The organism is Paenibacillus cymbidii (assembly GCF_004764705.1).
GTDB lineage: Bacteria > Bacillota > Bacilli > Paenibacillales > NBRC-103111 > Paenibacillus_AN > Paenibacillus_AN cymbidii.
This window is the reverse complement of record NZ_SHLX01000002.1, coordinates 86,378-112,234: the sequence shown is the minus strand read 5'-3', so window position 1 is coordinate 112,234 and position 25,857 is coordinate 86,378. Positions and strand designations below refer to the sequence as shown.

Annotated in this window: 16 protein-coding genes; 14 read left to right on the top strand and 2 right to left on the bottom strand. The window is 58.5% G+C overall.

Annotated features, from left to right (window positions below):
• Positions 1–11 precede the first annotated feature (11 nt).
• Positions 12–3,290: a beta strand repeat-containing protein gene (locus EXY20_RS03845; protein WP_167858967.1), complete on the top strand. Its 3,279-nt coding sequence runs from the start codon at positions 12–14 to the stop codon at positions 3,288–3,290.
• Between the two features lie 145 nt (positions 3,291–3,435).
• On the opposite strand, the gene EXY20_RS03840 is transcribed toward EXY20_RS03845, so the two are convergent.
• Positions 3,436–5,724, bottom strand: a complete 2,289-nt coding sequence (locus EXY20_RS03840; RefSeq protein WP_135547855.1) for a helix-turn-helix domain-containing protein — start codon at positions 5,722–5,724, stop codon at positions 3,436–3,438.
• Positions 5,725–5,964: 240 nt separating this feature from the next.
• Here EXY20_RS03840 and EXY20_RS03835 point away from each other — a divergent pair, with 240 nt between their 5' ends.
• The 13 genes from EXY20_RS03835 (at position 5,965) to EXY20_RS03775 (ending at position 24,848) form a co-directional block, all read left to right on the top strand.
• Positions 5,965–6,933 carry an ABC transporter permease gene (locus EXY20_RS03835; RefSeq protein WP_235885343.1) on the top strand — a complete coding sequence of 323 codons (969 nt, stop codon included), beginning with the start codon at positions 5,965–5,967 and terminating at the stop codon, positions 6,931–6,933.
• A 19-nt stretch (positions 6,934–6,952) separates the two neighbouring features.
• Entirely contained in the window at positions 6,953–7,819 is an 867-nt protein-coding gene (locus tag EXY20_RS03830; RefSeq protein ID WP_135547853.1) for a carbohydrate ABC transporter permease, read from the top strand.
• A 36-nt stretch (positions 7,820–7,855) separates the two neighbouring features.
• Positions 7,856–9,427, top strand: coding sequence for an extracellular solute-binding protein (locus EXY20_RS03825; protein WP_135547851.1), 1,572 nt, complete (start codon positions 7,856–7,858; stop codon positions 9,425–9,427).
• Positions 9,428–9,555: 128 nt separating this feature from the next.
• Positions 9,556–11,892 carry an AraC family transcriptional regulator gene (locus EXY20_RS03820; RefSeq protein WP_135547849.1) on the top strand — a complete coding sequence of 779 codons (2,337 nt, stop codon included), beginning with the start codon at positions 9,556–9,558 and terminating at the stop codon, positions 11,890–11,892.
• A gap of 275 nt (positions 11,893–12,167) precedes the next feature.
• Positions 12,168–13,097: an ABC transporter permease gene (locus tag EXY20_RS03815; protein WP_135547847.1), complete on the top strand. Its 930-nt coding sequence runs from the start codon at positions 12,168–12,170 to the stop codon at positions 13,095–13,097.
• A 12-nt stretch (positions 13,098–13,109) separates the two neighbouring features.
• Positions 13,110–14,000 (top strand): carbohydrate ABC transporter permease, encoded by an 891-nt coding sequence (locus tag EXY20_RS03810; RefSeq protein ID WP_135547845.1) that lies wholly within the window; start codon positions 13,110–13,112, stop codon positions 13,998–14,000.
• Positions 14,001–14,028: 28 nt separating this feature from the next.
• Entirely contained in the window at positions 14,029–15,573 is a 1,545-nt protein-coding gene (locus EXY20_RS03805) for an ABC transporter substrate-binding protein (protein WP_135547843.1), read from the top strand.
• A gap of 233 nt (positions 15,574–15,806) precedes the next feature.
• Positions 15,807–16,757 carry an ABC transporter permease gene (locus EXY20_RS03800; RefSeq protein ID WP_135547841.1) on the top strand — a complete coding sequence of 317 codons (951 nt, stop codon included), beginning with the start codon at positions 15,807–15,809 and terminating at the stop codon, positions 16,755–16,757.
• 16 nt (positions 16,758–16,773) lie between these two features.
• Positions 16,774–17,694, top strand: coding sequence for a carbohydrate ABC transporter permease (locus EXY20_RS03795; RefSeq protein WP_235885342.1), 921 nt, complete (start codon positions 16,774–16,776; stop codon positions 17,692–17,694).
• Between the two features lie 123 nt (positions 17,695–17,817).
• Positions 17,818–19,383 (top strand): extracellular solute-binding protein, encoded by a 1,566-nt coding sequence (locus EXY20_RS03790; protein WP_135547839.1) that lies wholly within the window; start codon positions 17,818–17,820, stop codon positions 19,381–19,383.
• 126 nt (positions 19,384–19,509) lie between these two features.
• Positions 19,510–21,912: a helix-turn-helix domain-containing protein gene (locus EXY20_RS03785; RefSeq protein ID WP_167858966.1), complete on the top strand. Its 2,403-nt coding sequence runs from the start codon at positions 19,510–19,512 to the stop codon at positions 21,910–21,912.
• Between the two features lies 1 nt (position 21,913).
• On the top strand, positions 21,914–23,857 hold the full coding sequence (locus tag EXY20_RS03780; RefSeq protein ID WP_135547835.1) for an SUMF1/EgtB/PvdO family nonheme iron enzyme: 1,944 nt from the start codon (positions 21,914–21,916) through the stop codon (positions 23,855–23,857).
• A gap of 70 nt (positions 23,858–23,927) precedes the next feature.
• Positions 23,928–24,848, top strand: coding sequence for a dihydrodipicolinate synthase family protein (locus EXY20_RS03775; protein ID WP_135547833.1), 921 nt, complete (start codon positions 23,928–23,930; stop codon positions 24,846–24,848).
• Positions 24,849–24,889: 41 nt separating this feature from the next.
• Here EXY20_RS03775 and EXY20_RS03770 read toward each other — a convergent pair whose 3' ends face one another.
• On the bottom strand, positions 24,890–25,762 hold the full coding sequence (locus EXY20_RS03770) for an SPL family radical SAM protein (RefSeq protein WP_135547831.1): 873 nt from the start codon (positions 25,760–25,762) through the stop codon (positions 24,890–24,892).
• Between the last annotated feature and the right edge of the window lie 95 nt (positions 25,763–25,857).

The following is a 25,857-nucleotide window of genomic DNA, read 5'->3' as shown; positions in this document are numbered from 1 at the left end:
GAGGGACCATGATGGACAACCAGGCGCGGGTGCGGAGCGGAATCCGGCTGCTGTTTGCTTTCCTGTTTGCGGCGGGTCTGATGCAGCTCGGAACCATGCGGGCGCACGCAGGCGTGTTTGAGAGCGGGACTGGCAATTCCGGCGATCCGTATGTCATTACGACAGCGGCGCAGTTGAACGAAATCCGCAATTATCCGACAAAATCTTTTGTGCTGGGCGCCGATATCGATTTGAGCCAGTCCGCTTATGCGGCCGGGTGGACGCCGCTGCCCAATTTTGCCGGAAGCTTGAACGGGCAGGGGCATACGATTGCGGGGGTCAAGATTACCGGCACCACCTATGAGCAGGGCTTTTTCAAGACGATCGCCGCCGGCGGCGCGGTATCGGATTTGACGTTCGCGGGCGGCAACGTTTCGAATCCGGGTTTCAGTATGACGGCTTTGGTTGCCGGCAGCAACTACGGCACGATCTCGAATGTGAAGGTCAGCAACAGTACCATTGCGGGAGGCGCATTTACCGCCGCCATCGCAAGTACGAATCTCGGCACCATCACCGGTAGCCAGGTGATCGGAGGAAGCGTCAGCGGCGGTCAAAGCGTCGGCGGGATGGCGGGCAGCAATTCCGGTACGATCGAAAAAAGCCGTGTCAGCGGAACAAACGTAACGGGCACGACGGAAGTCGGCGGTGCGGTTGCGGACAATCAGGCGGCAGGAAGAATCAGCTCGACCTCCTACGTATCGTCAACGAACAGTTTATCGGTCACTTCTTCAAATATGGGCGGTCTTATCGGCACCAATTTCGGCACGGTCGAAAAAAGCTACGTCGAAAGCCAGGTGGGCCAGACGGGCGTCAGTTCCATTATAGGCGGTTTGGCGGGAATGAACCTGGGCACCATCACGGATACGTTTGCGAAAGCCGACGTACGCGGATCGTCTACGATCGGGGGGCTTGTCGGTTTGCAGAATCCCGGTTACCATCTGATTCGAAGTTACGCGAACGGAGCGATTCCGACAGGCGCTGGCGGGCTCATCGGACAAGCCGCCGGCGAAGTGAGCGGCTCCTTCTGGAATACGGCCATGGGGGGCTCGGCTTACGGGTCCACCGCGTCGACAGTGACCGGCACCGGAGCCGTCGGATTGACCTCGTCGCAGTTGTTGCAGGAGACGATTTTTACAGGTGCGGGCTGGGATTTCGCTGCGACTTGGGATCTCGCCGAAAGCGCAGGGTCGCCGACGCTCGCCAAAAATTTGGCGCAATTGGAGGTACAGGTCGGCGGCTCGCCGGTTTCGCTCGACTTTTACCCGGACCAGTATCGTTATTTGCTCCATGTACCGGGCGGAACCGCGTCAGTTCAGGTCAAGGCGACCAAGGCAAAAGCGACCGACGCGGTGACCGTTGGCTCCGGCGCTGAAGGCGAGCTCGACCGTACCGTGGCATTAACCGGGGAGCAGACAATCATTCCGGTAACGGTTGTCCGCGGCAGCGAATCCAGTACGTATTCGGTGACGGTCTACAAGGGCCCGACTCCGACGGGCAGCGTGAGCATTGCAGGGGGAGCGGCCGCGGTCAAAACGACCGCCGTCAATTTGACGATCAGCGGCACGAATGCGGCCGACATGCGGTTCTCCGCCGACGGCTCCAACTGGTCCGGCTGGGAATCTTTCGCCGCTTCCAAAGCATACACGCTTCCGTCCGGCGACGGCTTGAAGACGGTGTACGTGCAGCTTCGCGGCAGCAACGGTACGATCAACGATGCCGAAATTTCCGATACGATCACGCTGGATACGGTGGCGCCGGCTGCACCGACGTTTACCGTGACCATGACGGGAGCGCATGCAGCGTCGGTTGCCATCGAATTTCCGTCCGATGCGGAGATGAAGAAATACTCGTTGTGGGGAGACAACTGGGTCGATTATACGGGACCGATCTCATGGGGCGTGAACCGCAACATTTCGGCCTATGCGATCGACGCCGCAGGCAACCAGACCGAAGCGGTGTTGTATTATGACGGGATCGATGTGACGCCGCCAACCGTAACGGCGGTCATTAACGACGGCGCATCGTTGACCAACAGCCGAAACGTGACGCTGACCATGAACGACGGAGCGACCGGAGCGGCGACGATGCGATTGTCCGACGATGGAGTCGACTGGACGGGCTGGGAGACGTATAGCGCCAGCCGGGCGTATACGCTAGCGGCGGGGGACGGGCTCAAGAAGGTTTATATGCAATTTCGGGATGCGCTTGCCAATGAAGGCTCCGCATTCTATGCCTCCATCACGCTGGATACGACAGCGCCGACGATTACGCTCGACCCGTACAACGGCACGACGCCGACGAATCAAGACATCACGGTTGCCGCAACGCCGAGCGACGGCACGCTGAACGAGTCGAGCCACACGTTTACGGCCAACGGCAGCTTCGATTTCGTCGCTACGGATGCGGCAGGCAACTCGGCCACACTTACGGTGACGATCACGAATATCGACAAAGTGGCGCCTACGATTACGCTCGACCCGTACAACGGCACGACGCCGACGAATCAGGACATTACGGTTACCGCAACGCCGAGCGACGGCACGTTGAACGCTTCAAGCCACACGTTCAAGTCGAACGGCAGCTTCGACTTCGTCGCTACGGACGAGGCGGGCAACTCGGCCACGCTGACGGTAACGATCACGAACATCGATAAGGTAGCGCCGGAGATTACGCTCGGAACGTTCAATAGTTCGACGCCGACGAATCAGGACATCACGGTCACCGCAACGGCGAGCGAAGGCAGTTGGACCTCGCAAAGTCACACGTTCAAGTCGAACGGCAGCTTCGACTTCGTCGCCACGGACGAGGCGGGCAACTCGGCCACGCTGACGGTAACGATCACGAACATTGACAAAGTAGCGCCGGTCATCACGATTGCTCCTTACCCCCGGTTGCCTGCCAATGAGAGCATCGAAGTGTTCGCGACAACGAACGAAGGGGATTTAAACGTCTCGAGGTATACGTTTGAGGCGAACGGCAGCTTCACGTTCCGGGCAGTCGACGAAGCCGGCAACGAAACGACGGCTACGGTGACGATCGGCACGATCGATCCGGCTGCGCCGCCCCGGGGGCAAGCCCGCATCAATGACCTGCTCGGCTGGATCCGCAGCGGCTCCATACTGCCGGATTGGAACGGCGACGACTTGTTCGACCGGGAAGATGTTCGGCTCATGCTGGAGGAGTTGACTTCCCAAGCAGCGGCGGGAGCAGGTTCAGGCGCAGGGGGAACGGTGACGTCGCCGACATACTAATAGAATAGCCCTATTTCGACCAAACAGCCGCAAAAGCGATCTTTTCCAAGAAATAGCCAGCGAAATCACTGGCTATTTTTTGTTGCCGGCCTTTTTAGACCCAATAGCCAATGAAACATGGCTTATTTCGACGCCGGCGCGAAGCTTACGCCTGCAACTGCCGCTGCCGGCGAAATTCCGTCGGCGTGGCGCCGGTAAACCGTTTGAACGCCCGATTGAACGGGGCGACGGTAAAATAGCCGACAAGCGAGGCGATGTCCTGGATTTTCAAATCGGTGTTCTGCAGCATCTCCATCGCCTTGGCCATCCGCAGCGTGTGGGTGTATTCGCTCAGGTTGGAGCCGGTCTTCTCCTTGAAATAGGCCGACAAATACGAGCCGGTGATGTTCAGCTTGTCCGCCAGCAGCTCGAGCGAAATATCGTCGCCGTAGTTCGACTCCACGTATTCCTTCACGAAAGAGATCATGTAATCGGCGCCGGCCGCCGCTTTTTTCGACCGCACGGCTTGGCCGAACGCCGCCCAATAACGGCCGAAGAACCGCTCGAAATGTTCGAGCGTGTAGCAACTCCTCAACTCCTCGTAGGCTTGCCGCGTGTTTTCGTAGCCGGGCACGGTCAAATGCTGGGCGTAAACGACTTTGACCGCTTTGCCCACCAGCTCGCGGGCGAGCGTCTGGATCGCCTGCGCCGGAGCGCCCGCCCGATGCAGCTGTTCGATCAGACGCACCGCCAGCGGGATGCAGACGGCGTCGTTGCCGGCGTTCAAGTTCGTCGCCAGCTCCTGCTCCTGCGCCAGCGTAGGCACCAGCGGCAGCTGCGGCGAAACAAGCCGGTCGAACACTTGAATGTTTTCGCCAAGCGTGCGCTGCTTGACCAGTTCGACCGCTTCATCGTACGTTTTGGCGAATTGTTGGGCGTTTTCGCAACGCGCGCCGACGCCGATCGTGAAGTTGAAATACGGCGTTTCCGGCTGAAGCCTGGCGATCAGCGGCGCCAGCGTGTCCTCGTCGCCGATCGGCCCTACGCCATCCCCGCCATCGAACAGCACCGTCAGGATCTGGTCGCGTTCGACCTGGAAGGTCGGCGAATCCGGACTGACGCTGGCCATGTACAGCTGAATCACTTCCTTGATCAGCGCGTAAGCGCGGTGCGGCTCGATCGTCGTTTCCGCCAACGCCTGCTCCTTCAGCGCCAGATGGAACAGCACAAGCCGGTACGGGCGTTCGGCGTCGATCGCCATTTTGATATCGGCGGCGCTGGCGGCGATCATTTTGGCCCGGCTGAGGTAGGCGTAGTGCTGCAGCAGCGAGTTTTTGGCGTTGAGGTCGCGGTTAATGTCGTGATGGGACTGGAAGAGGGCATGGATGCGTTCGGAGATCAGGTTGAACTCCCGGATTCGGCTCGTCCGCGGCGGCAGCGGCTGGCCGAGTTGGCCGATCGCCTGCACGAGGCCGGTCAGCGGATGCTGGAACCGGCGGGCGATCAGCAGCGACAGCACGAGGCTGAGCAGCAGCGAGCCGAGCAGCAGCCCGGCGAAAATATAGTTGAGCCGGCGGATTTGGCCGGATATGTTCTGCAGCGGAATCGCGTCGACGTACAGATAGCCGGAGCCTTCGGCGCGCTGGTACAAATAAATGACGTCCTTGCGCACCAGATGCCCTTGCCCAGCCAGCTCGGCGAACGCCGGATCGCCGGACGTCGGCCGGTCGGAGGAGGCGAACAGCCGCCTGCCTTCCGCGTCGAACATATAGAACGCGCCGTTACCGCCCGGCTGATGGAACGAAGCGTACATGCCCGTCCCGTCCAGCAGCGCGATCAGCCCGAACTGGTCGTCGTATTCCTTCTTCGCCAGCACGGGAATCAGGACGCCGTAGGACGATTCGCCGAAGGCGGTTTGCTCCCGGAACGTTTCGCCGGTATAGATGCGGAAGCTCTGCGCGAGGGCGATTTCGCGATTCCAGAAAGCGGCCGTATACGTGTCGCTTGCATACAGCTTGGCGAACATCAGCGACGGGTCGCGGGTGCCGTTCTTGTCGATGACCAGCTGGCTGTCGCGGAAGTAGTAAACGAGATTTTCCATATACAGAATCGAATTGTTCGTGGTATTGTTCAGCGCCAGCTGCACCTTGCGGTACAAGTCGTAGTCGGCGGGCCGGCTGCGGTTGTCGGCAACCAGTTGTGTGTCGGTGCGGAACAGGTAGCTCATCAAATAGCTTTTCAACTGGCCGAGGTGCTTCTCGTAGTTTGTGACGGTCGTGTTCAGGTTCAGGCTGCTGCCCCGGATCAGCTCCTGGCGGATGTTGTCGCGGAAAAACGTGTAGGCCAAATAATTGAACGACATGAGCAAAGCGATGATGCCCGCAAAGCTGAGGCACAATGCGCCGAACAGCGAGGTGTGGCTTCTCCCCGCAGGCTTCCCCTTCATTCCCGTCATAGTCGCGCCCCCGCCGATAACGGCCTTATTTTTAAACTAGAGTATACCACTCGCCCTTCCGCACCGACAAACGACTGTTCTTGCGATTCTTGACCGGATTTGTGATCGTGCCGTTTTTTTGGCGAAAGTGCAAGCCGGGTCAAGGTTCGCAACATCGCATCATACCCGCGGCGGCTTCCGTTTGCTACGATGGCTCCCATAACGGCAGGAGACACACTCGAAGGCTGGGGGAATCGCCGCATGATCCGCACTGTCCGCACCGTTCGCATGGAGAACGACATTCAACCGCAGCTTGCGTCAGGCAAGCCGACGTTCGGCAGAAGATGGGGGAGAAGCAAGTACCTGCTCCTCCTTTTCCTGCCCACGTTCGTCTACTACATTCTGTTCCGCTACGTCCCGATGTTCGGCATTCTCGTTTCATTCAAGGATTACAACCTGTTCAAGGGCGTATGGGCCAGCGACTGGGTCGGGCTGAAGTATTACCGCATGTTCTTCGACAGCCCCGACTTCGTCAAGCTGCTGCGCAATACGTTCCTGCTCGGCTTCTACCGGCTCGTCTTCGGCTTCCCGGCGCCGATTCTGTTGGCGCTGCTGCTGAACGAGGTGCGGCAGATGGCGGTCAAACGATTCGTGCAAACGGTCAGCTACTTGCCGCATTTTATTTCCAACGTCGTGGTCGTCAGCATGATGACGCTGTTTCTGTCGCCGTCGAGCGGCATCGTCAATCGGCTGATGGAATCGTTTGGCGTGGAGCCGGTCAATTTCATGGCGCGGGAGGACATGTTTCGCAGCATCTACGTGCTGTCGGAAATATGGCAGCATGTCGGCTGGGAGACGATTCTTTATTTGGCCGCGCTGACCGCGATCGATCCGCAGCTGTACGAAGCGGCGCGCATGGACGGCGCCGGGCGCTGGAAGCAGATGGCGCACGTGACGCTGCCCGGCATTCGCGCCGCGCTGATCATCGTGCTCATCCTCAATGTCGGCAGCGTGCTCGAGATCGGCTTCGAAAAAGTGTTTCTCATGCTCAACCCTGCCGTTTACGGGACGGGAGACATTCTGAGCACCTACGTCTACCGCGTCGGGCTCGGCAAAGGCAATTACAGCTACGCCACCGCCATCGATCTGTTTACGAGCGTCATCAATCTGCTCTTCATCGTTTCCGCGAACTGGCTGAGCCGGAAGTGGAGCGAAACGAGCCTGTGGTAGAAAGAAGGGGGAAAACGCCATGAGGCAACGGCTGACGGGATTCGATTATGCGCTGTATGCGCTGCTTGCCTGCGTCGTGATCGCCACTCTGTATCCTTTCGTTTATATGATCGCCGTATCGCTCAGCGACAGCGTGCATGTGCTTAAGGGGGACGTGTTCCTGTGGCCGAAAGGCTGGAACGTCGACGTCTACAAGGTCGTGCTGCAGGACCCGCTCATGGTCCGCGCCTATGGCAACACGATTCTGTATGTCGTGCTCGGCACGGCGATTTCGCTGCTTGTCACTGCGGCCGGCGCCTTCGCCGTCGCCAAGAAGGAGATGCTGTTTCACCGCGGCTTCATGATGATGATTGTGGCGACGATGTTTTTCAGCGGCGGCATGATTCCGACGTTCCTCGTGGTCAAGAGCTACGGGCTCGTCGACACGATCTGGGGCATGGTGCTGCCTACGGCCGTCAGCACGTGGAACCTGATCGTGATGCGCACGTTTTTCGCCGGGCTGCCGAAGGAAGTGGAGGAATCGGGCCGCATCGACGGCCTGAACGACATCGGCGTATTCGTCCGGCTCGCCCTGCCGCTGTCCAAAGCGATTCTGGCGACGATCGGCCTGTTCTACGCGGTCGGCATCTGGAACAACTTCTTCTCGGCGATGCTGTACCTGCGCAGCACCGAGCTGTTCCCGCTGCAAGTCGTGCTGCGCAACATCGTGCTGCAAGGCGTCAGCAACTCGAATCAGGCGACGAACATCGGCGGCGATACGATTCTCGTCGACGAGTCGCTCAAATTCGCCACGATTATGGTTTCCACATTGCCAATCCTTATGGTATACCCGTTCTTGCAGAAGTATTTTGCCAAGGGCGCCCTGATCGGGTCTATCAAAGGTTGACATACTAATCCAAGGGAAAAAGGGAGGAGCAGCACCATGAAACACAAAGCGTTGTCCTTGCTTGCGGTGTCCGTGGGAGTCGCGGCGATTGCCGGGTGTTCGGGAGGGGGAGACGGCAAGTCCGCGTCGTCGGCCAGTCCGAGCGCCAGCGCGGCGAACCCGAGCGCGGTCGTTTCCGCGGCGCCGGCGAAGAAGACGTTCAGCTTCCTGAACTACAGCAATCCGAGCTGGCCGTATGCGAAGGATTGGCCGATCTGGAAGTATCTCGAGAAGGAAACCGGCGTCACGCTCGACATCCAGACGCCGCCAGGAGGCAAGCTGGAGGACGCGCTCAGCCTGACGATGGCGTCGGGCACGCTGCCCGATCTGCTGTGGACGCAGTCGAAGGCGCTCGCCGACAAATACGGGCAGCAGGGCGCGCTCGCCAACATGCTCGATTACGTGAACGACATGCCGAATTTCAAGAAGTGGATGGAGAAAAATCCGGAAACGGCGCAGAGCGCGATCGCCTCCGACGGCAAAATGTACACGTTGCCCAATCAGGGCATCGGCGAAACGAACCGGATGATCTGGATGTACCGCGAGGACGTATTCGCCAAACACAACCTGAAGCCGCCGGCAACGTGGGATGAGTTGTACACGGTGCTGAAGCAGTTGAAGGAGCTGTATCCGAACAGTTATCCGCTTACATTCCGCAACGGGCTGCAGCGCTTGCTCAACTTCGGCGCTTCGTTCGATACGCCGGCGATGTTCACTTCGACGCCGAGCGTCTACTACGATGCGGGCACCAAGGAATGGAAGTACGGCCCGACGGAAACCAACTTCAAGACGATGGTGACGTACCTGAACAAATTTTACAAGGAGAAGCTGATTCCACCGGACTTCCTGACGGTCGACACGAAGCTGTGGCAGGACATGATGTCGACGGATCGCGGCTTCATTACGCTTGACTACATCGGGCGGATCGACTTCTTCAACGCGGCGCTGCGCAAGGACAATCCGGCGTACAGCCTGGCGTTCATGGCGCCGCCGGCCGGCTGGGCGAACGGTCCGCGCAAGAACGCGTATACGCAAATTACCGAAGAAGGCTTCATGGTATCTTCCAAATCGAAGAACATCAAGGACGTCGTCAAGTTTCTCGACTACTTCTATTCCGACAAAGGCCGCACTTTGGTCAGCTGGGGCGTCGAAGGCGAAACGTACAAAACCGAAAACGGCAAAAAGACGTTCACCGTCGATGCGAAAGACGTTTCGGAGCTGCGCAAAAAAACGGGGCTGTCGACGGACGGCACGTACATCTGGTTCGACTACGACGCTCACATTTCGCTCGCTTCGCCGGAGCTGAAGAAGGCTTACGAGCAGGCGCCGCAATACGATTCCGTGCGCCAGCCGTCGCCGGCGTTCACCGCGGCGGAGATGGAAGTGCTGGCGACGGCCGGGGACGTGCTGAACAACAGCCGCGACGAGAACGTCTCGAAGTTCATTCTCGGCGACCGCAGTCTGGCCGATTGGGACAAGTACGTCGAAGAGCAGAAGAAGCTCGGCGTCGACAAAATTTTGACGACTTACAAAACGGCTTATGAACGGGCGCTGAAGGCGGCCAAATAACGCGATTTCCGATCGGCAGGGACGAAAGGGCGGAAGAAGGCGGCAAAAGGGAGGGCTATTGTCCTCCTTTTTGCCGCTTGTGTTATAATAATCAGACAGTACGGGTTGTCGGAAGGAGGAACAAAAGGTTGAAGTGGCTGTCCAACTATTTTTCGCGCAAGTTTTTTTGGCGCATCCTCTCGACGAATTCGCTGCTTGTCGTCGTTTTTTTGCTGGTCTTCTGCTCGATCGTTTACGTTTATTCGCGCGACAAGACGCTGGACCTGCAGCAGGATGCCAACCGCAAGGTGCTTAACCAGGTCAATTACAACATCGACAACCTGAACGAGATGGTCAAGTCGCTGGCGGTGTCCGCCATCTACAACCGCGATTTGACGTCGTTGATGAATACGGTCGACCTTGAAGTGTTCGAGTTTTACAACAAGCTGCGCAAGCTGGAGGATATCCAGAACGCGAACCTGTATATTCGTTCGATCCAGATTTACAACGCGTACAACAAGTGCACGTATGCCAGCGACAACGCGCCGGTATCGTGCAGCCAGGACAACAAGAGCGAGCTCCAGCAGTATGTGGAAGCGCATCCAGTGCTGCCGAAGCTGAAGCTGCTGCCGTACGTGACGAACATGGACGGCGCGCCGCAGCGCGTCTTCGCCTATTTTATGTACGGCTCGGTCGACAACTATTCGCCGGGCGAAAGCGTGCTGATGGTTCTGATCAAGCCGGAATGGCTGTTCGACAACATTCGCACGCTGAACGAGCTGGCCGACGACGCGCTGGGCAGCGTCTATCTGGTCGACAGCGACGGGCAGCTGATCGAGCAGGGCAACGAATCCGACTTGACCGACGCCAGCCGGCAGGAAATGCTGGACAAGCTGAAAGATGCGACGGATCAGTCCGGCTATTTTATCGTCAAGAACGGCGCCGGCAAACAAATCGTCACTTACCTGACCTCCTCGCTGAATCAGTGGAAGGTTGTCAGCGTGCAGCCCTACGACCAGCTTTTTGGCAAGATCAACCAGATCGGCACGTTCTCCCTGTTTGCGCTGGCGGCGATCGCCATCCTTTCGGTGCTCGTGTCCGTGCTCTTTTCGGTGCGCGTGTACAAGCCGGTCGGCGGTCTCGTCAACCAGCTGAAGACGCTGCCGAACCGCGGGCCGGAAGCGGCCGGCGGCGACAGGGACGAAATGATTTTCCTGACCAACGTCTACAAGGACATGCAGTCCAACATCGTCCAGATGCAGGAGTCGGGCATGGCCAACCGGCAAGTGTTGTACCAGTATTTCCTGAGGGAATGGATGGCCGACAGCGCCGCCATCACCGAAGAGCAGATCGAGCAGTACACCGGCGGCAACAAGTGGATTCCGGTATCGCCGTTTCGCATCGCGCTGCTCAAGATCGACGATTACGCGGCTTTCTGCAGCGAACGATCGGAAGCGGAGCGCAAGCTGTTCCGCTTCGCGATCGGCAACATCGCCGAAGAAATCGCCGGCGAGCGGTTCGCCGGCCAGACGCTCGACATGCCGGGCGATCATGTGCTGCTGCTGATCGGTCTGCCCGAAGACGGCGCAGGCAGGCAGGAAAGGCAGCAAGATCAGGTCGAAGCGGTGCTGAGACGCATCCAGGAAACGCTGCTCGGCTACTACAAGCTCAGCATCACCGTCGTATGCAGCGATCCGATGACCGACTACCGGCAGGCCACGGCCAGCTATCAGCTGGCGCAGACGCATGCGCTTTATCGCATGATCGCCGGAAAAGGGACGATCATTACGCCGGCGGTCTACAACAACCAGCAGAAAGAGCCGGACCGGCAGGTGCCGCCGGAGCTGTATCGCAAGCTGGCCGAAAGCATCATGAGCAATCAGCCGGAACAGATGAAGCAGCGGCTGGACAGCGTGTTCGCCGTTATCGCCACCTACCACTGCGAGCATGTGGACGAGGCGATCCTGCAGCTGCTGATGTTCGTCAACCAGACCATCAGGGAAATGAAAACGCCCAAAGCCGGCTCCATGGCGGTCGTGCTGCAGCGGTACCGGCGGCAGGCGCTGGAGCAGGAGACGCTTGCCGCGGTGCGCGAGCTGTTCGACCGGATGCTGCTCGAGCTGACGAACGAACGCGAAACGGGCAAGCCGGAGAAGCCGGAATTTCTGATCGGGGCCGTCAAGGACATGGTGGAGACGAACTTCACCGATCCGAACCTGAGCCTGCAGTCGATCGCCGACGCGCTGAACATGTCGTCCGGGTATCTCGGCCGTTACTTCCGCAGCAAGGAGTCGGTGTCGGTCGCCGACTACATCAACGAAATTCGGCTGACGCAGTCGCTGAAGCTGCTGGAGCAAGGCGACGACAGCATCGCCGCGATCATTCAGAAAGTCGGTTTCACGAACGAAAGCAATTATTTCAAGCTGTTCAAGAAACGGTTCGGCATCACGCCGAACGAATACCGGTTGACGCGCAGCACGGGATAACGGCATCTGTCGACCCGCCGCTCCGCCGGCCTGCCGATCGGCGCAAACCCGCGCCGCGGCAGGCTTTTTGCATATCCGCGGACAGGTGCGAGAGCATCATTTCGCAGGAAAGCATGATTTTACAGTCGTATTTGGGTAATAATTTTACAGTGCTGCAGGAAAACGCAGTGCGGATTTGAGAGCGTTTGTTCACTCTTAGCAGTGGCGGGGGGATACGATGAGAAGCAATAATCAAGGCATGGATCGCGAATACTGGATGACAAGGGGGTGAGAGCATGAATCCGTTTGCTTGGGTAAGAACGGAATGCAAACTGCTTTACAAGAATCGCGAGCTGTTCCTGATGGCGCTGCCCGGCGTCCTGTTCAAGGTCATCTTCAATTATTTGCCGCTGATCGGATTGATTATTGCCTTCAAGCGATACAACTATGCGAAGGGGCTTTGGGGCAGCGATTGGGTCGGGTTCGAAAACTTCAAGTTTTTCTTCACGTCGGACAACGCGTTTCGTATTACACGCAATACGATTTTGTACAACGCCGGCTTTATTGTCCTGACGACCGTGATCGCCGTGGCGTTTGCCATCATGATGAACGAAATCAACCGGCGCTGGCTGAAGCTGCATCAGACCGTATTGTTTCTGCCGTATTTTCTGTCCTGGGTCGTGGTAAGCTACGTAACACTCGGCTTTCTGGACCACAAGAACGGCTTCCTCAACCAGATTCTGATGTCGTTCGGCGCCGATCCGATTAAATGGTATCAGGATTCGGCGTACTGGCCGGTCATTATCGTGCTGGTGTATTTGTGGAAATCGGTCGGATTTTCGTCGCTCATTTATTACGCCGGCATTATCGGCATCGATCCGTCCTACTACGAGGCGGCCCGGATCGACGGCGCTTCCAAGCTGCAGATGGTGCGGAGCATCACGATTCCGCTCTTGACGCCGCTTATCGTGATCTTGTTTATTGTGGCAGTTGGCGGCATTTTCCGTGCAGACTTCGGCTTGTTCTACTTCGTACCCAACGATGTGAGTTTCCTCTATCCGGTTACCGACGTTATCGATACGTACGTTTATCGTTCGCTTCGCGTCGTCGGCGATGTCGGCATGTCGACCGCGGTCGGGCTATACCAATCGATCGTCGGCCTCGTTCTGGTGCTCACGACAAACTGGATCATCAAAAAAATCAACTCGGAAAATGCGTTGTGGTAGGGGGTTCGTAACATGCAGACATCTGTTACCAAATCAAAAACGGCGCCGATTGTCATCAATGTGTTTTTCACTTTGCTGTCGATCGCCATTATCATCCCGCTGCTGCTGGTCGTTTCCATCTCGCTGACCAAAGAGTCGGCGCTGCTGGAGTCGGGGTATCACCTGATTCCCAAACAGCTCAGCCTCACGGCGTACGAACTGATCCTGCAGAGCCCGAAGCAGCTGCTGACCGCGTACGGCGTCACCGTGCTCGTTACCGTGATCGGAACGATCGTCAGCGTGTTGCTTACATCGATGCTGGCGTACACGATCTCGCGCAAGGATTACCGGTATCGCCGGGTGACGACGCTGTTCGTATTTTTCACGATGCTGTTCAACGGGGGACTCGTGCCGTTCTACATTCTGGTCACGCAGTACCTGCATCTGAAAGATTCGATCTGGGCGCTCATCATCCCGTACTTGCTCAATCCGTTTTACGTCCTGATCATGAAAGGCTTCCTCGACAAGCTGCCGCCGGAAATATTCGAGTCGGCCAAGATGGACGGGGCCAGCGAGCTGCGGATCTTCGCCACGATCGTGCTTCCGCTGTCGCTGCCGGCGCTCGCCACCGTAGGGTTGTTCATTTCGTTCATCTATTGGAACGACTGGTGGCTCGGCCTGCTGTTCATCAACGAGCCGAAGCTGGTGCCGCTGCAGCTGCTGCTGTACCGAATCATGAACACGATCGAGTTCCTTACCAACAACATCAGTCTCGTGAACGTGCAGATCGACCTGACGACGTTCCCCAGCTTGTCCGCGCGAATGGCGATGGCCGTGCTCGCCGCGGGGCCGATGATGTTCATCTTTCCGTTCTTCCAGCGTTACTTCGTTGCCGGGCTTACTGTCGGTTCGGTGAAAAGTTGATCGTCCAATCTAAAGGAGGTCTATCCAGATGAAGAAAAACACAGGCAAAAAAATCGGGTTCACCGTGCTCAGCTCCGCGCTGGTGCTCAGCCTGGCCGCATGCGGCGGCACGAAAAACGACGGCAAATCGGGAGCATCCGCATCGCCTTCCGGTTCCGTAGCGCCTTCGGGCTCGGCATCTGCAAGCCCTGCCGCTGCCGATCTGAAACCGGTCGAGCTCATTTGGTACTTGCCGGACACGAACGTTCCTTCCGACGTCAAGTCGGTCGAGGACGAAGTGAACAAAATCACCAAGGCGAAAATCAACGCCACCGTCAAGCTGAACGTTGTCGCTTCCGGCGACTACCTGCAGAAGATGAACACCGTCGTCGCTTCCGGCGAAAAGGTGGACATCCTGTGGACGTCCAACTGGCTGTTCGACTACGTGCAGAACCAAAGCAAAGGCGCGTTCCTTGCGCTTGACGATCTGATCAACAAATACGCGCCGGCCGTCAAAACGAGCATGCCGCAATTCGTTTGGGACGCAACCAAGATCGGCGGCAAAATTTACGGCGTGCCGAACTACCAGACGGTTACGAACAAGGAAGGCTTCATCATTTACAAAGACTACATCGACAAATACAAGATCGATACGACCAAGCTGAAAAAATTCGCCGACATCGAGCCGGTGCTGGCGCAAGTGAAAGCGGCCGAGAAATCGGACTTCGTATACGGGATGTACCGTCTCGGCCAATTCGGCAACCTGGCGCGCACCTACAACATGGAGCCGGTCGTGCCGAACATCGCCTACATCAACCTGAGCAACCCGGACAAAATCGTCAGCCTGTTCGATACGCCGGAATATGAAAGCTATCTGAACACCGTTCGCGACTGGTATAAGAAAGGCTACATCAACCAGGACGCCGCCACGCTGAAGGCGATGACGGACCTCCAAAAGGCGGGAAAAACGCCGTTCAGCTTCCACAATGCGCTCAAGCCGGGCGGCGAAGCCGAAGCGAAAGTGCAAATGGGCGGCCGCGACGTCGTATACGTGCCGACATCGGAAACGTATGCGGGCACGAACACCATCATCACGACGATGCAGGCGATCAACGCCAAGTCGGCCAACCCGGAGCGCGCGATGATGCTGATCAACCTGGTCAACACCGACGCCAATCTGTATAACCTGCTCAAGTTCGGTATCGAAGGCAAACACTACACGAAGAACGCCGACGGCACTGCGAAGCTGACCAAAGACAGCGGCTACGCGATGTGGGATTGGGCGATCGGCAACGTGTTCAACGGCCTCGTGCTGGAAGGCAAAGACCCTAAAGTCGCCGAAGCGACGAAAAAAGAGAACGAAGGCGCCAAACCGTCGCCGATCATGGGCTTCAAGTTCCAAACCGGTCCGGTCGCTGCGGAAATCGCCAACATCACGGCGCTGATCGACGAATACGGCCCCGGCCTCAACACGGGTACGGTCGACGCGAAGGATAAGCTGGCCGAGTACAAAGACAAGCTGAAAAAAGCCGGCATCGACAAAGTCGTCGCCGAAGTGCAGAAGCAATTGGACGAGTGGAAGAAAACGAAGTAATCGTTATCGGCAAGCGCAAAGAGCCTGCCTTTCCCGAAAGGGGAAGGCAGGCTCTTTGGCGCGCTTCGCGATAGCTGCATCATGGTAGACAGATGCATCAAACGTCCGGTTTGTGGCAAATCTGACTCAGGAGGTTCCCGATTGCCAATTGGAACGATGGCGGCGCCCGGCTATGATGGGGGCAGGCAAACGGCAACGACGATTGCAAGCGGGGGAAGGAGTCCGACAGGCTTATGGCGATGGAAACGATGGAAGCGATTGCGCTGCGCGGCGAAGGCGGATGGAGCCAAGTGCGGCGACGAATCGGCAAGAGCAAATATTATTATGCGATGTTCCTGGTCCCTCTCGTTTACTTTATTCTGTTCTGCTACGTGCCGATGTTCGGCATTGTGATCGGGTTTAAAAATTACAGCGTGTTCAGCGGCATATGGGGCAGCCCGTGGGTAGGGCTGAAATATTTCCGCGAGTTTTTGTCCGATCCGTATTTCTACAAGCTGATTCGCAACACGCTGACGATCGGGCTGTACCACATCGTGTTTTCGTTTCCGGCGCCGATCGTTCTGGCGCTGCTTCTGAACGAGCTGAAGCACCGGACGTTCAAAAAGTTCGTGCAGACGGTCAGCTACCTCCCGCACTTTTTGTCTACTGTCGTCGTCTGCGGCATTCTGGTCAACTTTCTGTCGCATGACGGACTCATCAACCAGGCGCTGGAATGGCTCGGCCTGGAGCGCACGCAGTTTCTGATGCTGCCCGAATGGTTCCGTACGATCTATATTTCCTCCGAAATCTGGCAAAGCGTCGGCTGGGGCTCGATCATTTATTTGGCCGCGCTGACAGCTGTCGATCCGCAGCTGTACGAGGCGGCGCGAATGGACGGGGCGAACCGCTGGAAGCAGATGCTGCATGTCACGCTGCCCGGCATCATGCCGGCGATCGTTATTATGCTGCTGTTCAATATCGGCGCGATTATGTCCGTTTCATTCGAGAAGGTGCTGCTTCTGTCGAACGGTTCGAACTTCGAGACGTCCGATATTATCGCCACTTACGTTTACCGGCGGGGGCTCGTGTCCAGCGATTTCAGCTATGCAACGGCGGTCGGGCTGTTCAATTCGGTCATCGCCGTCGTGTTCCTGACGATCGGCAATTATCTCAGCCGCAAGGCCGGCGAAACGAGCCTGTGGTAACTAGGAGGACAACACGATGAAGCACGATGCCGTTCGCGGCGCCGCCGGCACCGCATCGACAGGAATTCGCGCCGGAGCGGGCTCCCGGCTGTTCGACGGCCTGAATGCCGTCATCATGCTGGCGCTCGTCTTCGCCACATTTTACCCGCTTTACTACATTTTCGTCGTATCGGTCAGCAACGGCTCGGCCGTAATGCGCGGCGATGTCGCCTTTTGGCCGCACGGCTTCAACTGGGACACCTACCGGCTCATTTTCAAGGACCCTTCGATCGTTCGTTCTTACGGGAACACGATTCTGTATACGACGGTGGGCACGGCAATCAATTTGATATGCACCGCGCTATGCGCCTACCCGCTGTCGAAGAAGGATTTCTACGGGCGAAGCGTGTTTACGCTATTGATCGTGTTCACGATGTTTTTCAGCGGCGGTCTTATCCCGAGCTACTTGCTCGTCCAGAAGCTGGGCATGTTAAACAGCATATGGGCGCTTGTGATACCGGGCGCCATCAGTGTCTGGAACATGATCATCATGCGCACGTTTTTCCAGGGCATCCCGGCCGAGCTGTACGACTCCGCGCAGATCGATGGCGCAAACGAGCTCACCTCGCTTGTCCGCATCACGCTGCCGCTGTCGAAGCCGATCATGGCGACCATGGCGATGTTCTACGCCGTCGGGCATTGGAACAGCTTCTTCCCGGCAATGATTTATTTGGACGAGAAGGTGAAATTCCCGCTGCAGATCGTGCTGCGCAACATGGTCGTCATGGGCGAAATGTCCAGCCAGTCGCAGGAAATCAGCGGCGTCTTCGCTTCCGTCACGGCAACCAACATCAAGTATGCGGTCATCGTCATCGCGGTATTGCCGATCGTCATGATTTATCCGTTCGTGCAGAAATATTTCATCAAGGGCACGATGATCGGCTCGCTGAAAGGGTAATCCGGCCGGTTCCACACGGTATGATGCGCTCTCCGAAAGTCGCTGCGCCGGAAGGAGGCCGGCTTGCGGGACAGGTGGGGAGTGCTTACAATACAACTACGACTGAAGAGGGGCGAACCGTACATGAAGCGAGCAACCAAGATCGGCACTTCCTTGTTATCGTTTACACTGGTCTCATCCGTCATTTTTGCCGCCTGCAGCTCGGACAAGCCGTCCGCATCGTCCGCATCGCCGACGCCCGGCTTGTCCGCCGCGGCTTCGGCCAAGCCGAAAACCGACATTACGGTGCGCATGATGCGAGGCGAAAATGCCGCCCAGGTGATCAAGACCGACACGCCGGTATTGAAGGAAATTTATAAACAAACCGGTGTCAAAATCAATCTCGAGCCGGTTCCGGGCAGCAACTACATCGACAAAAAACGGGCGCTGCTGGCGACGAACAACATTCCCGATATTTTTGGCCTGGAGTCGAAGGAAGTGGCGGAATTCGCCAAAACGGGCGTGTTTCTTCCGATCTCCGATTATCTCGACAAGATGCCGAATTTCTCCAAAATCATTCAGGAGAATCCGGAAATCAAGCGTCTTTACGTCGACGGCAAGCTGTACGCGTTCCCGATTACGGAGAAATTCAAAATCCAGGGCGGCAAGGCGCTGCTGATTCGTACCGATATCTTGAAAGAGCTCAAGCTGGACGTGCCGAAGACGTTCGACGATCTGTACAACGTGCTGAAGAAGATGAAGGAGGCGTACCCGGATTCGTATCCGTGGACGACGCGCGGCATGTCGTTTATGGACGCCGTCGCGCTCGGCATGGGCACCGGCTACGGCATGACCTACGATTCGGACAAGAAGCAGTATTTCTACGGCAACAACAAACCGGAATTCAAAGAAATGCTGACGTACATGAACAAGCTGTTCAAAGAGAAGCTGCTCGATCCCGACTTCGCAATCAATACCAAGCAGAACTGGGACGAGAAGCTGAGCTCGGGCAAATCGTTCTTCTACTACGACAACAACCAATTCGCCGTCAATTACAATCAGGCGCTGCAAGAGAAGAATCCGAACGCCAAGTTTGACCGCATCCCGTATCTGATCAACAGCACCGGCAAATCGAAAGGCTACCTGTACGCCAAAGGCTGGCTGGTCGACAATTATGCGATAAGCTCGAAAACGAAGGATCCCGAGGCGCTGCTGGCGATGTTCGACTGGATGTACGGGCCGGAAGGCACGACAGTGACGAACTACGGCGTGCTTGGCGAAACGTACGAAATGGCGAACGGCCAACCGAAAATCATGGACAGTGTAATCGCCAAGTATAAAACGGCGGCCGATCCGATTCGGGCGATGCTGTCGGATATCGGCGGCGGGCTGCTGGCGCTGGCCGTCAACGTCGACGAAGGTCCGATGAAGCAAACAACCCATCCCGACCTGGTCCGCTGGAGCGAGGAGCTTGTCGCCGATCCGGGCGCCTATATCGTGCCCGGCGTCAATCCCGGCTTTACCGTGGAAGAAAACGAGAAGCTGAAGCAGATTACGACGAAGGTAACGCCGCTGGAAGCGGATGTGGTGAAATTCATCATGGGCGCCAAGCCGCTCACCGAGTTCGACAAATGGGCGGAATCGCTCAATGCCGCCGGCGTGCCGGAGATGGAGAAGATTTATAACGATGCGCTTGCACGGGTGAAATAGGAAACCTCGCGCAACTTAGGACGGACAGCGGTGCGGATGCGGAGGGAGAGCTTCCTCCCGTCCGCACCTTGCCGTGACGACTCGCGGACCGGGAGCGTCGCATGGATCGAACGGGGGTCATGCCGGATGAAAAAGCGGATTGCGCCGCTTCGCGTCAATCGGTTGTTTCTGAAAATATTGTCCTGCTTTCTGTCGCTGCTGATTCCGATCGTGGCCGTCGGTTTTTTTACGTATACGAATTTCGTCAAAGAGCTGAAGCGCGATTTTGAGGAAAAAATCATGATGAACCTGCAGATTTCCTCCAACGCGATCGACGAAAATTTGCAGATGATTTACGAATCCAGCTTCGGCTTCTTCAACGATCCGGCCGTTATTCGCCTGCTCAAGCCGGATTCGCTGTATACGACGGCGGAGCGGGCGGAGCTCGATCAGCTGTCGCGCAGCATCGCCCGCGCGCATGTCAACATCAGCGGCTTCGTCGACGAGATGTTCGTCTACATTGACGACCGGAAAATATACACCAGCAGCGGCGCAAACGATTTCGATCCGTTCCTCGGCAAGTATTACCGGTTTGCCGATTATGACGCGAGCGTCTGGAAAAGCATGATGAAATCCGGCAAAACGATCGATATTTTTCATCCGACCGACGTGGAGACGCCGTTTGCGCGCAAGCGCATGATTCCCATCCTGACGCTGGAAATGATCGGCGCCAATCGGGCGGTGATGGTGACGACCGTCCCGGTCGCCACGATCCAGCAGCGGATGGACGCCGTATTCGCCAGCGCTTCCACCCGGGTCGTCGTAACGGACAAGGACGGGCAATACCTGCTCACGACCGACGCCGGCTTCGCCAACGCGGAAGCGCTCCGCGCCGTCGGCGAGCTGTCCGGCCTGCCGAAGCAGGGCGAATATGCGGTGGGGGGCAAAACCTATACGATTTCGGCCTTGAGCACGAAGCTGTACGGCTGGAATTTTTATGCGATTACGCCGATCGACGAATTCAACAAGCAGGCGTCCGGCATTTTGGACATGGTGGTCATTATTTGCGTCATCCTGATGGTGATCGGCTTCATCTTTTCGTTCATCTTCGCCTACTACATCTATAACCCGATTCGCCGCATCGGCGAGTCGCTTTCCGACGGATCGGAAGGCGGCCGCGAGGAAGTTGAATCGGCGCGCAGCAACGACTGGGAACGCATCGGCCGCGGCATCAACCAATTGATCGAGCGCAGGCGGCAGGCGCAGGACGAGCTGGAGCTGCTATCGATGGAGTATATGGACAACGTCATCGTCCAACTGCTGCAGGGCAGCGAGCTCAGCACGGCGCAGAACGGCGCCGTCCGTTCGATGATGGCGAGCCAGCTCGGCTTCGACAAGCCGAGCTTCGTCAGCTGCGCGATTACGATCGAGTTCCGCGGCGATTACTTCACCGACTTCCAGGATGTCGAACGCATCTTGATCCAGAGCAAGCTGAAAAAAATGATCATCCTGCTGCTCGGGGATCCCGCAATGTACGTGCTGGAATACAAGCCCCATCTGTATGTCGTCGTGGCCAATATCGCGGAAGGCAAGGACGTGGCGGGCATCGAGCGAAAGCTGCGGCAGATGATGCAGACGTTCCGCTACGACGCGGTGTATTGCCGGATCAATGCCGGCATCGGCGACGTGTACGAAGGGCCGGAAGGCATCAACCGCTCGTATCGCGACGCCTTGACGGCGCTGCTCGGCGCGAAGCCGAACGACAACTTCCTGACCATCCGGGCCGAAGAGCTGCCCATTCAACGCAACGTGCCTTATACGTTCTTCGACGAAACGCGGCTGCTGAACGCGATCAAGGCCGGCGACGCCGACGGGCTGGCGGCAATGATCGGCGAGATGCTGCGCGAGCTGGACGAACGCCACGTATCGTTCGACGATCGCAATGCGCTGCTGTACGAAATGTACAACACGGGCAGACGGTTTCTGATGGAGCGCGGTCTGCAGCCGGATCAATTCGCGACCGAACCGGAGCATCGCCAGCTGAGCGGGCGCGGCGAGGATCCGGCCGCGCTGGATGCGCGCCGGCGGCTGTTGCTCGACTTCTTCCGGCGCATCGCGGCGCTGATGGCGAAGAAGCAGTCGCATAAGTCCGGCTCGCTGGTCGCCTTGATCCAGAGCTATGTCGAGGAGCATTACACCAGCGACCTGTCGCTGGAGAAAATCGCCGAAGAAATGGACATTTCCGTCAAATACGCGTCGCGCGTGTTCAAGGACAAAATCGGCGTCAACCTGACCGATTATATCAGCCAGCTGCGCATTGCCAAGGCGAAGGAACTGCTGCTGCATACGAACCGCAGCATCCAGGACATTACAGAGCAGGTCGGCTATTTCAGCCGGACGACGTTCCTGCGCACGTTCAAGCGCATGGAAGGCGTTTCGCCGCAGGAGTTCCGCAAGACCGGCGAGTTGCGAACGGTCCGCGAGGATAAAAAGCCGGATCGTCCGGACGAAGCGGACGATCGCGGCGAGGTTCGATTCGAGGAGGAGTAACATGAGCCAGACGACAGCTTTGCCGCAGGAGAAAACCTATCGAAATTCGATCGGCCAGCAGTTGGTGCGGATCGAGCCGGGGGATTTTTGGATGGGCACGGACGGCGGCGACCTTCATGAAAGCCCGCGGCACCTGGTGCGCGTCGGCAAACCGTTTTATATGGGCGCCTGTCAGGTGACGAACGCGGAGTACGAGCGGTTCGACCCGGAGCACCGCCGGTTGCGCGGCAAGCTCGGATTCTCGACGGACGACGACGAGGCGGTCGTGTTCGTCAGCTGGCACGATGCTGCCGGCTATTGCCGCTGGCTGTCGGAGCGGGAAGGGCTGCCTTACCGGCTGCCGACGGAGGCGGAATGGGAATATGCCTGCCGCGCCGGCACGACGACCGCCTATTCGACGGGCGATTCGTTCCCCGTTGCGCATTATCGCAGGCAGCAGCATTCCTGGTACCCGGATCCGGTGAAGACGAAGCGGGAGTTCGAGGTCGTGCCGCTTCCGGTTGGGCGGTTCGAGCCGAACGCGTGGGGGCTGTACGATATGCACGGCAACGTGGAGGAATGGGTGCAGGATTGGTACGGACCTTACGAGTCCGGCGAGCAGATCGATCCCGTGGGGCGGGAGGACGGCGAGTTTCGCGTCTCGCGCGGCGGCAGCCATTCGACCGACCCGGAATTTCTGCGCTCGTCGCAGCGCATGGCGGCGCTGCCGGAAGAGCGCCACTGGCTGATCGGGTTCCGCATCGTTCTCGGCGAGCAGCCGGATACGAAGCCGCTCCCGGTTGTGCCGGCCGAAGCGCGGTACCAGTTGGACGTGAAGCAGCAGGCGCCGGCTTCAATCGTGGGAACGGGAGCGGCGGAAACGCTGCCGGCGAAGCCGTATTTTGCCGAGCCGAAGGTGTTCGTCAAGCTGGAGCCGGCGGAGCGGGGGCCGTTCTTCCACCACAATCATGTGCCCTCCATTGTGGAAACGGATAACGGCGACCTGCTCGCCGTCTGGTTCTCCACGAAGTGGGAGGGCGGGCGCGAGATGGTCATCGCCGCCAGCAGACTTCGGTACGGCGCCGGCGAGTGGGACGAAGCGTCCGTATTCTGGGACGCGCCCGGGAGGAACATGTCGGGCAGCAGCCTGTGGTCGGACGGGCAAGGAACGCTCGTGCATATTAACGGCATGGGCGCTGCCGGAACATGGGGAACACTGGCGCTGGCGATGCGCACGTCGTGCGACAACGGCGTCACATGGACGAAAGCGCGGTTGCTCGATCCCGAGCACGGGACGCGGCGTATGCCGGTGCCGGCGCTGATCCGTACGCGTTCGGGGATGCTGCTGCAGCCTTGCGACGCGGAAACGGGCGGCGACGGCGGCTCGAATCTGTGGATCAGCAAGGACGGCGGCGATTCGTGGTTCGATCCGGGCGGCACGATTGCGGGCATTCACGCCTCCGTCGTCGAGCGGGCGGACGGCAGCTGGCTCGCCTTCGGCCGCGGCGACACGATCCACGGACATATGCCGCGCAGCGTGTCGTACGACGGCGGGAAGTCGTGGCAATACGCCGCCACCGAGTTCGAGCCGATCGGCATGGGCCAGCGGCTCGTACTGCGGCGGCTGCAGGAAGGGCCGCTGCTGTTCGTTTCCTTCGCTGAGAAGCTGGCGATTGTCGATGCGGCCGGCGCGACGCGCGAAGTGAAAGGTCTGTTCGCGGCCGTTTCGTTCGACGACGGCGAGACGTGGCCGCACAAGCGCCTCGTGTCGACGGATCGAACCGGCGGCGTCTGGAACGGCGGCGCATGGACCGGCGAATTTACAATGGATCGCAGCAGCGCCGAGCCCAAAGGGTATTTGGCGGCGGTGCAGAGCCGCAGCGGCCTTATTCACCTGGTCAGCAGCCGCATCCACTATACGTTCAACCTGGCATGGCTGACGGCTGCTCCTCCGGCGCTCGACTGAACGCGGAAGGGCCGAAGCGGAAGCCGGACCGATGATTGGAGAAAAACCAAATCGAACGGAGCGTGGCGGCATGAGCGTTACCATCGCGGACGGCATATGGCCGACGATGATTACCCCTTTTACCGAAACGAGTGATATCGATTATGTCGCGCTGGAGCGGCTGATCGAATGGTATATAGAAGGCGGCGTGGACGGCTTGTTCGCGGTTTGCCAATCGAGCGAAATGTTCTACCTGACGCTTGAGGAGCGCACGCAACTGGCGCGTTTCGTGCGGGAAAGCGCTGCCGGCCGCGTGCCGGTTATCGCTTCGGGCCATGTGTCCGATGCGGCCGGCGACCAGCTCGCCGAGCTGCAGGCGATAGCGTCAACCGGCGTCGATGCCGTTGTGCTGGTCACCAATCGGTTGGCGCGTCCCGACGAAACGGACGAGACGTGGAAGAGGAATGCCGAGCGAATCATGCAGGCGCTGCCGGATGTGACGCTGGGGCTGTACGAATGTCCATCGCCTTACAAGCGGCTGCTCCCGCCGGAGCTGCTGCGCTGGTGCGCCGATACCGGAAGGTTCGCGTTCCTTAAGGATACGAGCTGCGACCCGCGCCAAATCGCGACGAAGCTGAAAGCCGTTCGCGGGACGCCGCTGAGGCTGTTCAACGCCAACGCGGCTACGCTGCTTGAATCATTAAAGGACGGCGCGGCCGGTTACAGCGGGATTATGGCCAATTTTCACCCCGACCTGTACGCGGCGTTGTTCCGGTTCGTTCGCGCCGGCGAATGGATGGAGGCGGAGCGGCTGCAAAGCTACCTCGGCCTGGCTTCCGTTATCGAGCGGCAGCTGTATCCGGCGAACGCCAAATATCATGCGCGGCTGGAAGGGTTGCCGCTGCGGGTAAAAGGACGCTCTTCCGCCGCGGCGATGACGATAAGCATGGAGTACGAAGTAGCGCAACTGCGCGCCGCCGCCGAAACGTTTCGTGCAACGTTTCGTCAATGAGCGGCTCGCGACTGAGCGGGCCCGACTGCGCGGAGTGCGGATCAGTCAAAGAGGCGGAGCTGCACGGCGGCGTTAACGCTTTCGTAGCTTGGCATCGCGGTGGAGATGCCGTGCCGGCGGCACGCTTCGTGGAACGCCGCGGCAAGCTTGGCGTATTGGTTGGCGCGGGCCTGGTAGGCTTCGCCGAAACGTCGCTCGTATTTCTCGCGCGTGCCGGGGAACAGCTCGTCCAGCTTGCGGAAGTAATAGTCGCGCTGCCGGTCGCGCAGCGTCATGCCGAAGGCGGCGACGATATGGCGGACGCCGTAGGCCGCCGCCTTGTCGACGATGGCGCGCACGTTGGCCGGGTCGTCTTCGAGAAACGGCAGGATCGGCATCATCGTAATGCTTGTCGTGATGCCGAGCGCGGACAGGACGCCGAGCGCCTTGAACCGGTCTGTCGGCGACGGAGCGTACGGTTCGATACGGGCGGCCAACTCGTCGTCGGCCGTTGTGATCGTAAACGCTACCGATGCGTACACTCGGTTCAACTCCTCGAGCACATCGACATCGCGCAAAATCAGGTTGCTCTTCGTCGTGATATGCACCGGGAAGCGGTGCCGGGCGATCAGCTCAAGCGCGCTGCGAGTGAGATGAAGCTTGCGTTCCGTGTGCGTGTACGGATCGCTCATCGACGCGGTACCGACTGTGGCGCGTTTGCGTTTGGCGGCAAGTTCCTTGTCCAGCAATTGCAGCGCATTCGTTTTGACTGTCACGTTGTGGAAGTCGTCGATGCCGTACCGCTCGCTGCGGGAATCGCAGTAGATGCACTGCAGCTCGCAGCCGCGGTACAGGTTCAGCGAATATTTGACCCCGAACCAGGAGGACGGGTGTTTGTTGACGCTGAGGATCGTTTTGGATTCGACCGGCTTCATGGCGGCCGCTCCTTTCGTCGGTGCGGGTTGATTCGATTATACGCTATTGGCGGCTGATCTTGCATGCGCCGGCTTCCATCGGCGGCCGCGTTGGT

Bases quoted from the DNA above. Each gene is read 5' to 3' on its own strand.
- EXY20_RS03845 (WP_167858967.1), top strand. From the start codon at position 12: ATGGACAACCAGGCGCGGGTGCGGAGCGGAATCCGGCTGCTGTTTGCT.
- EXY20_RS03840 (WP_135547855.1), bottom strand. From the start codon at position 5,724: ATGACGGGAATGAAGGGGAAGCCTGCGGGGAGAAGCCACACCTCGCTG.
- EXY20_RS03835 (WP_235885343.1), top strand. From the start codon at position 5,965: ATGATCCGCACTGTCCGCACCGTTCGCATGGAGAACGACATTCAACCG.
- EXY20_RS03830 (WP_135547853.1), top strand. From the start codon at position 6,953: ATGAGGCAACGGCTGACGGGATTCGATTATGCGCTGTATGCGCTGCTT.
- EXY20_RS03825 (WP_135547851.1), top strand. From the start codon at position 7,856: ATGAAACACAAAGCGTTGTCCTTGCTTGCGGTGTCCGTGGGAGTCGCG.
- EXY20_RS03815 (WP_135547847.1), top strand. From the start codon at position 12,168: ATGAATCCGTTTGCTTGGGTAAGAACGGAATGCAAACTGCTTTACAAG.
- EXY20_RS03810 (WP_135547845.1), top strand. From the start codon at position 13,110: ATGCAGACATCTGTTACCAAATCAAAAACGGCGCCGATTGTCATCAAT.
- EXY20_RS03805 (WP_135547843.1), top strand. From the start codon at position 14,029: ATGAAGAAAAACACAGGCAAAAAAATCGGGTTCACCGTGCTCAGCTCC.
- EXY20_RS03800 (WP_135547841.1), top strand. From the start codon at position 15,807: ATGGCGATGGAAACGATGGAAGCGATTGCGCTGCGCGGCGAAGGCGGA.
- EXY20_RS03795 (WP_235885342.1), top strand. From the start codon at position 16,774: ATGAAGCACGATGCCGTTCGCGGCGCCGCCGGCACCGCATCGACAGGA.
- EXY20_RS03790 (WP_135547839.1), top strand. From the start codon at position 17,818: ATGAAGCGAGCAACCAAGATCGGCACTTCCTTGTTATCGTTTACACTG.
- EXY20_RS03785 (WP_167858966.1), top strand. From the start codon at position 19,510: ATGAAAAAGCGGATTGCGCCGCTTCGCGTCAATCGGTTGTTTCTGAAA.
- EXY20_RS03780 (WP_135547835.1), top strand. From the start codon at position 21,914: ATGAGCCAGACGACAGCTTTGCCGCAGGAGAAAACCTATCGAAATTCG.
- EXY20_RS03775 (WP_135547833.1), top strand. From the start codon at position 23,928: ATGAGCGTTACCATCGCGGACGGCATATGGCCGACGATGATTACCCCT.
- EXY20_RS03770 (WP_135547831.1), bottom strand. From the start codon at position 25,762: ATGAAGCCGGTCGAATCCAAAACGATCCTCAGCGTCAACAAACACCCG.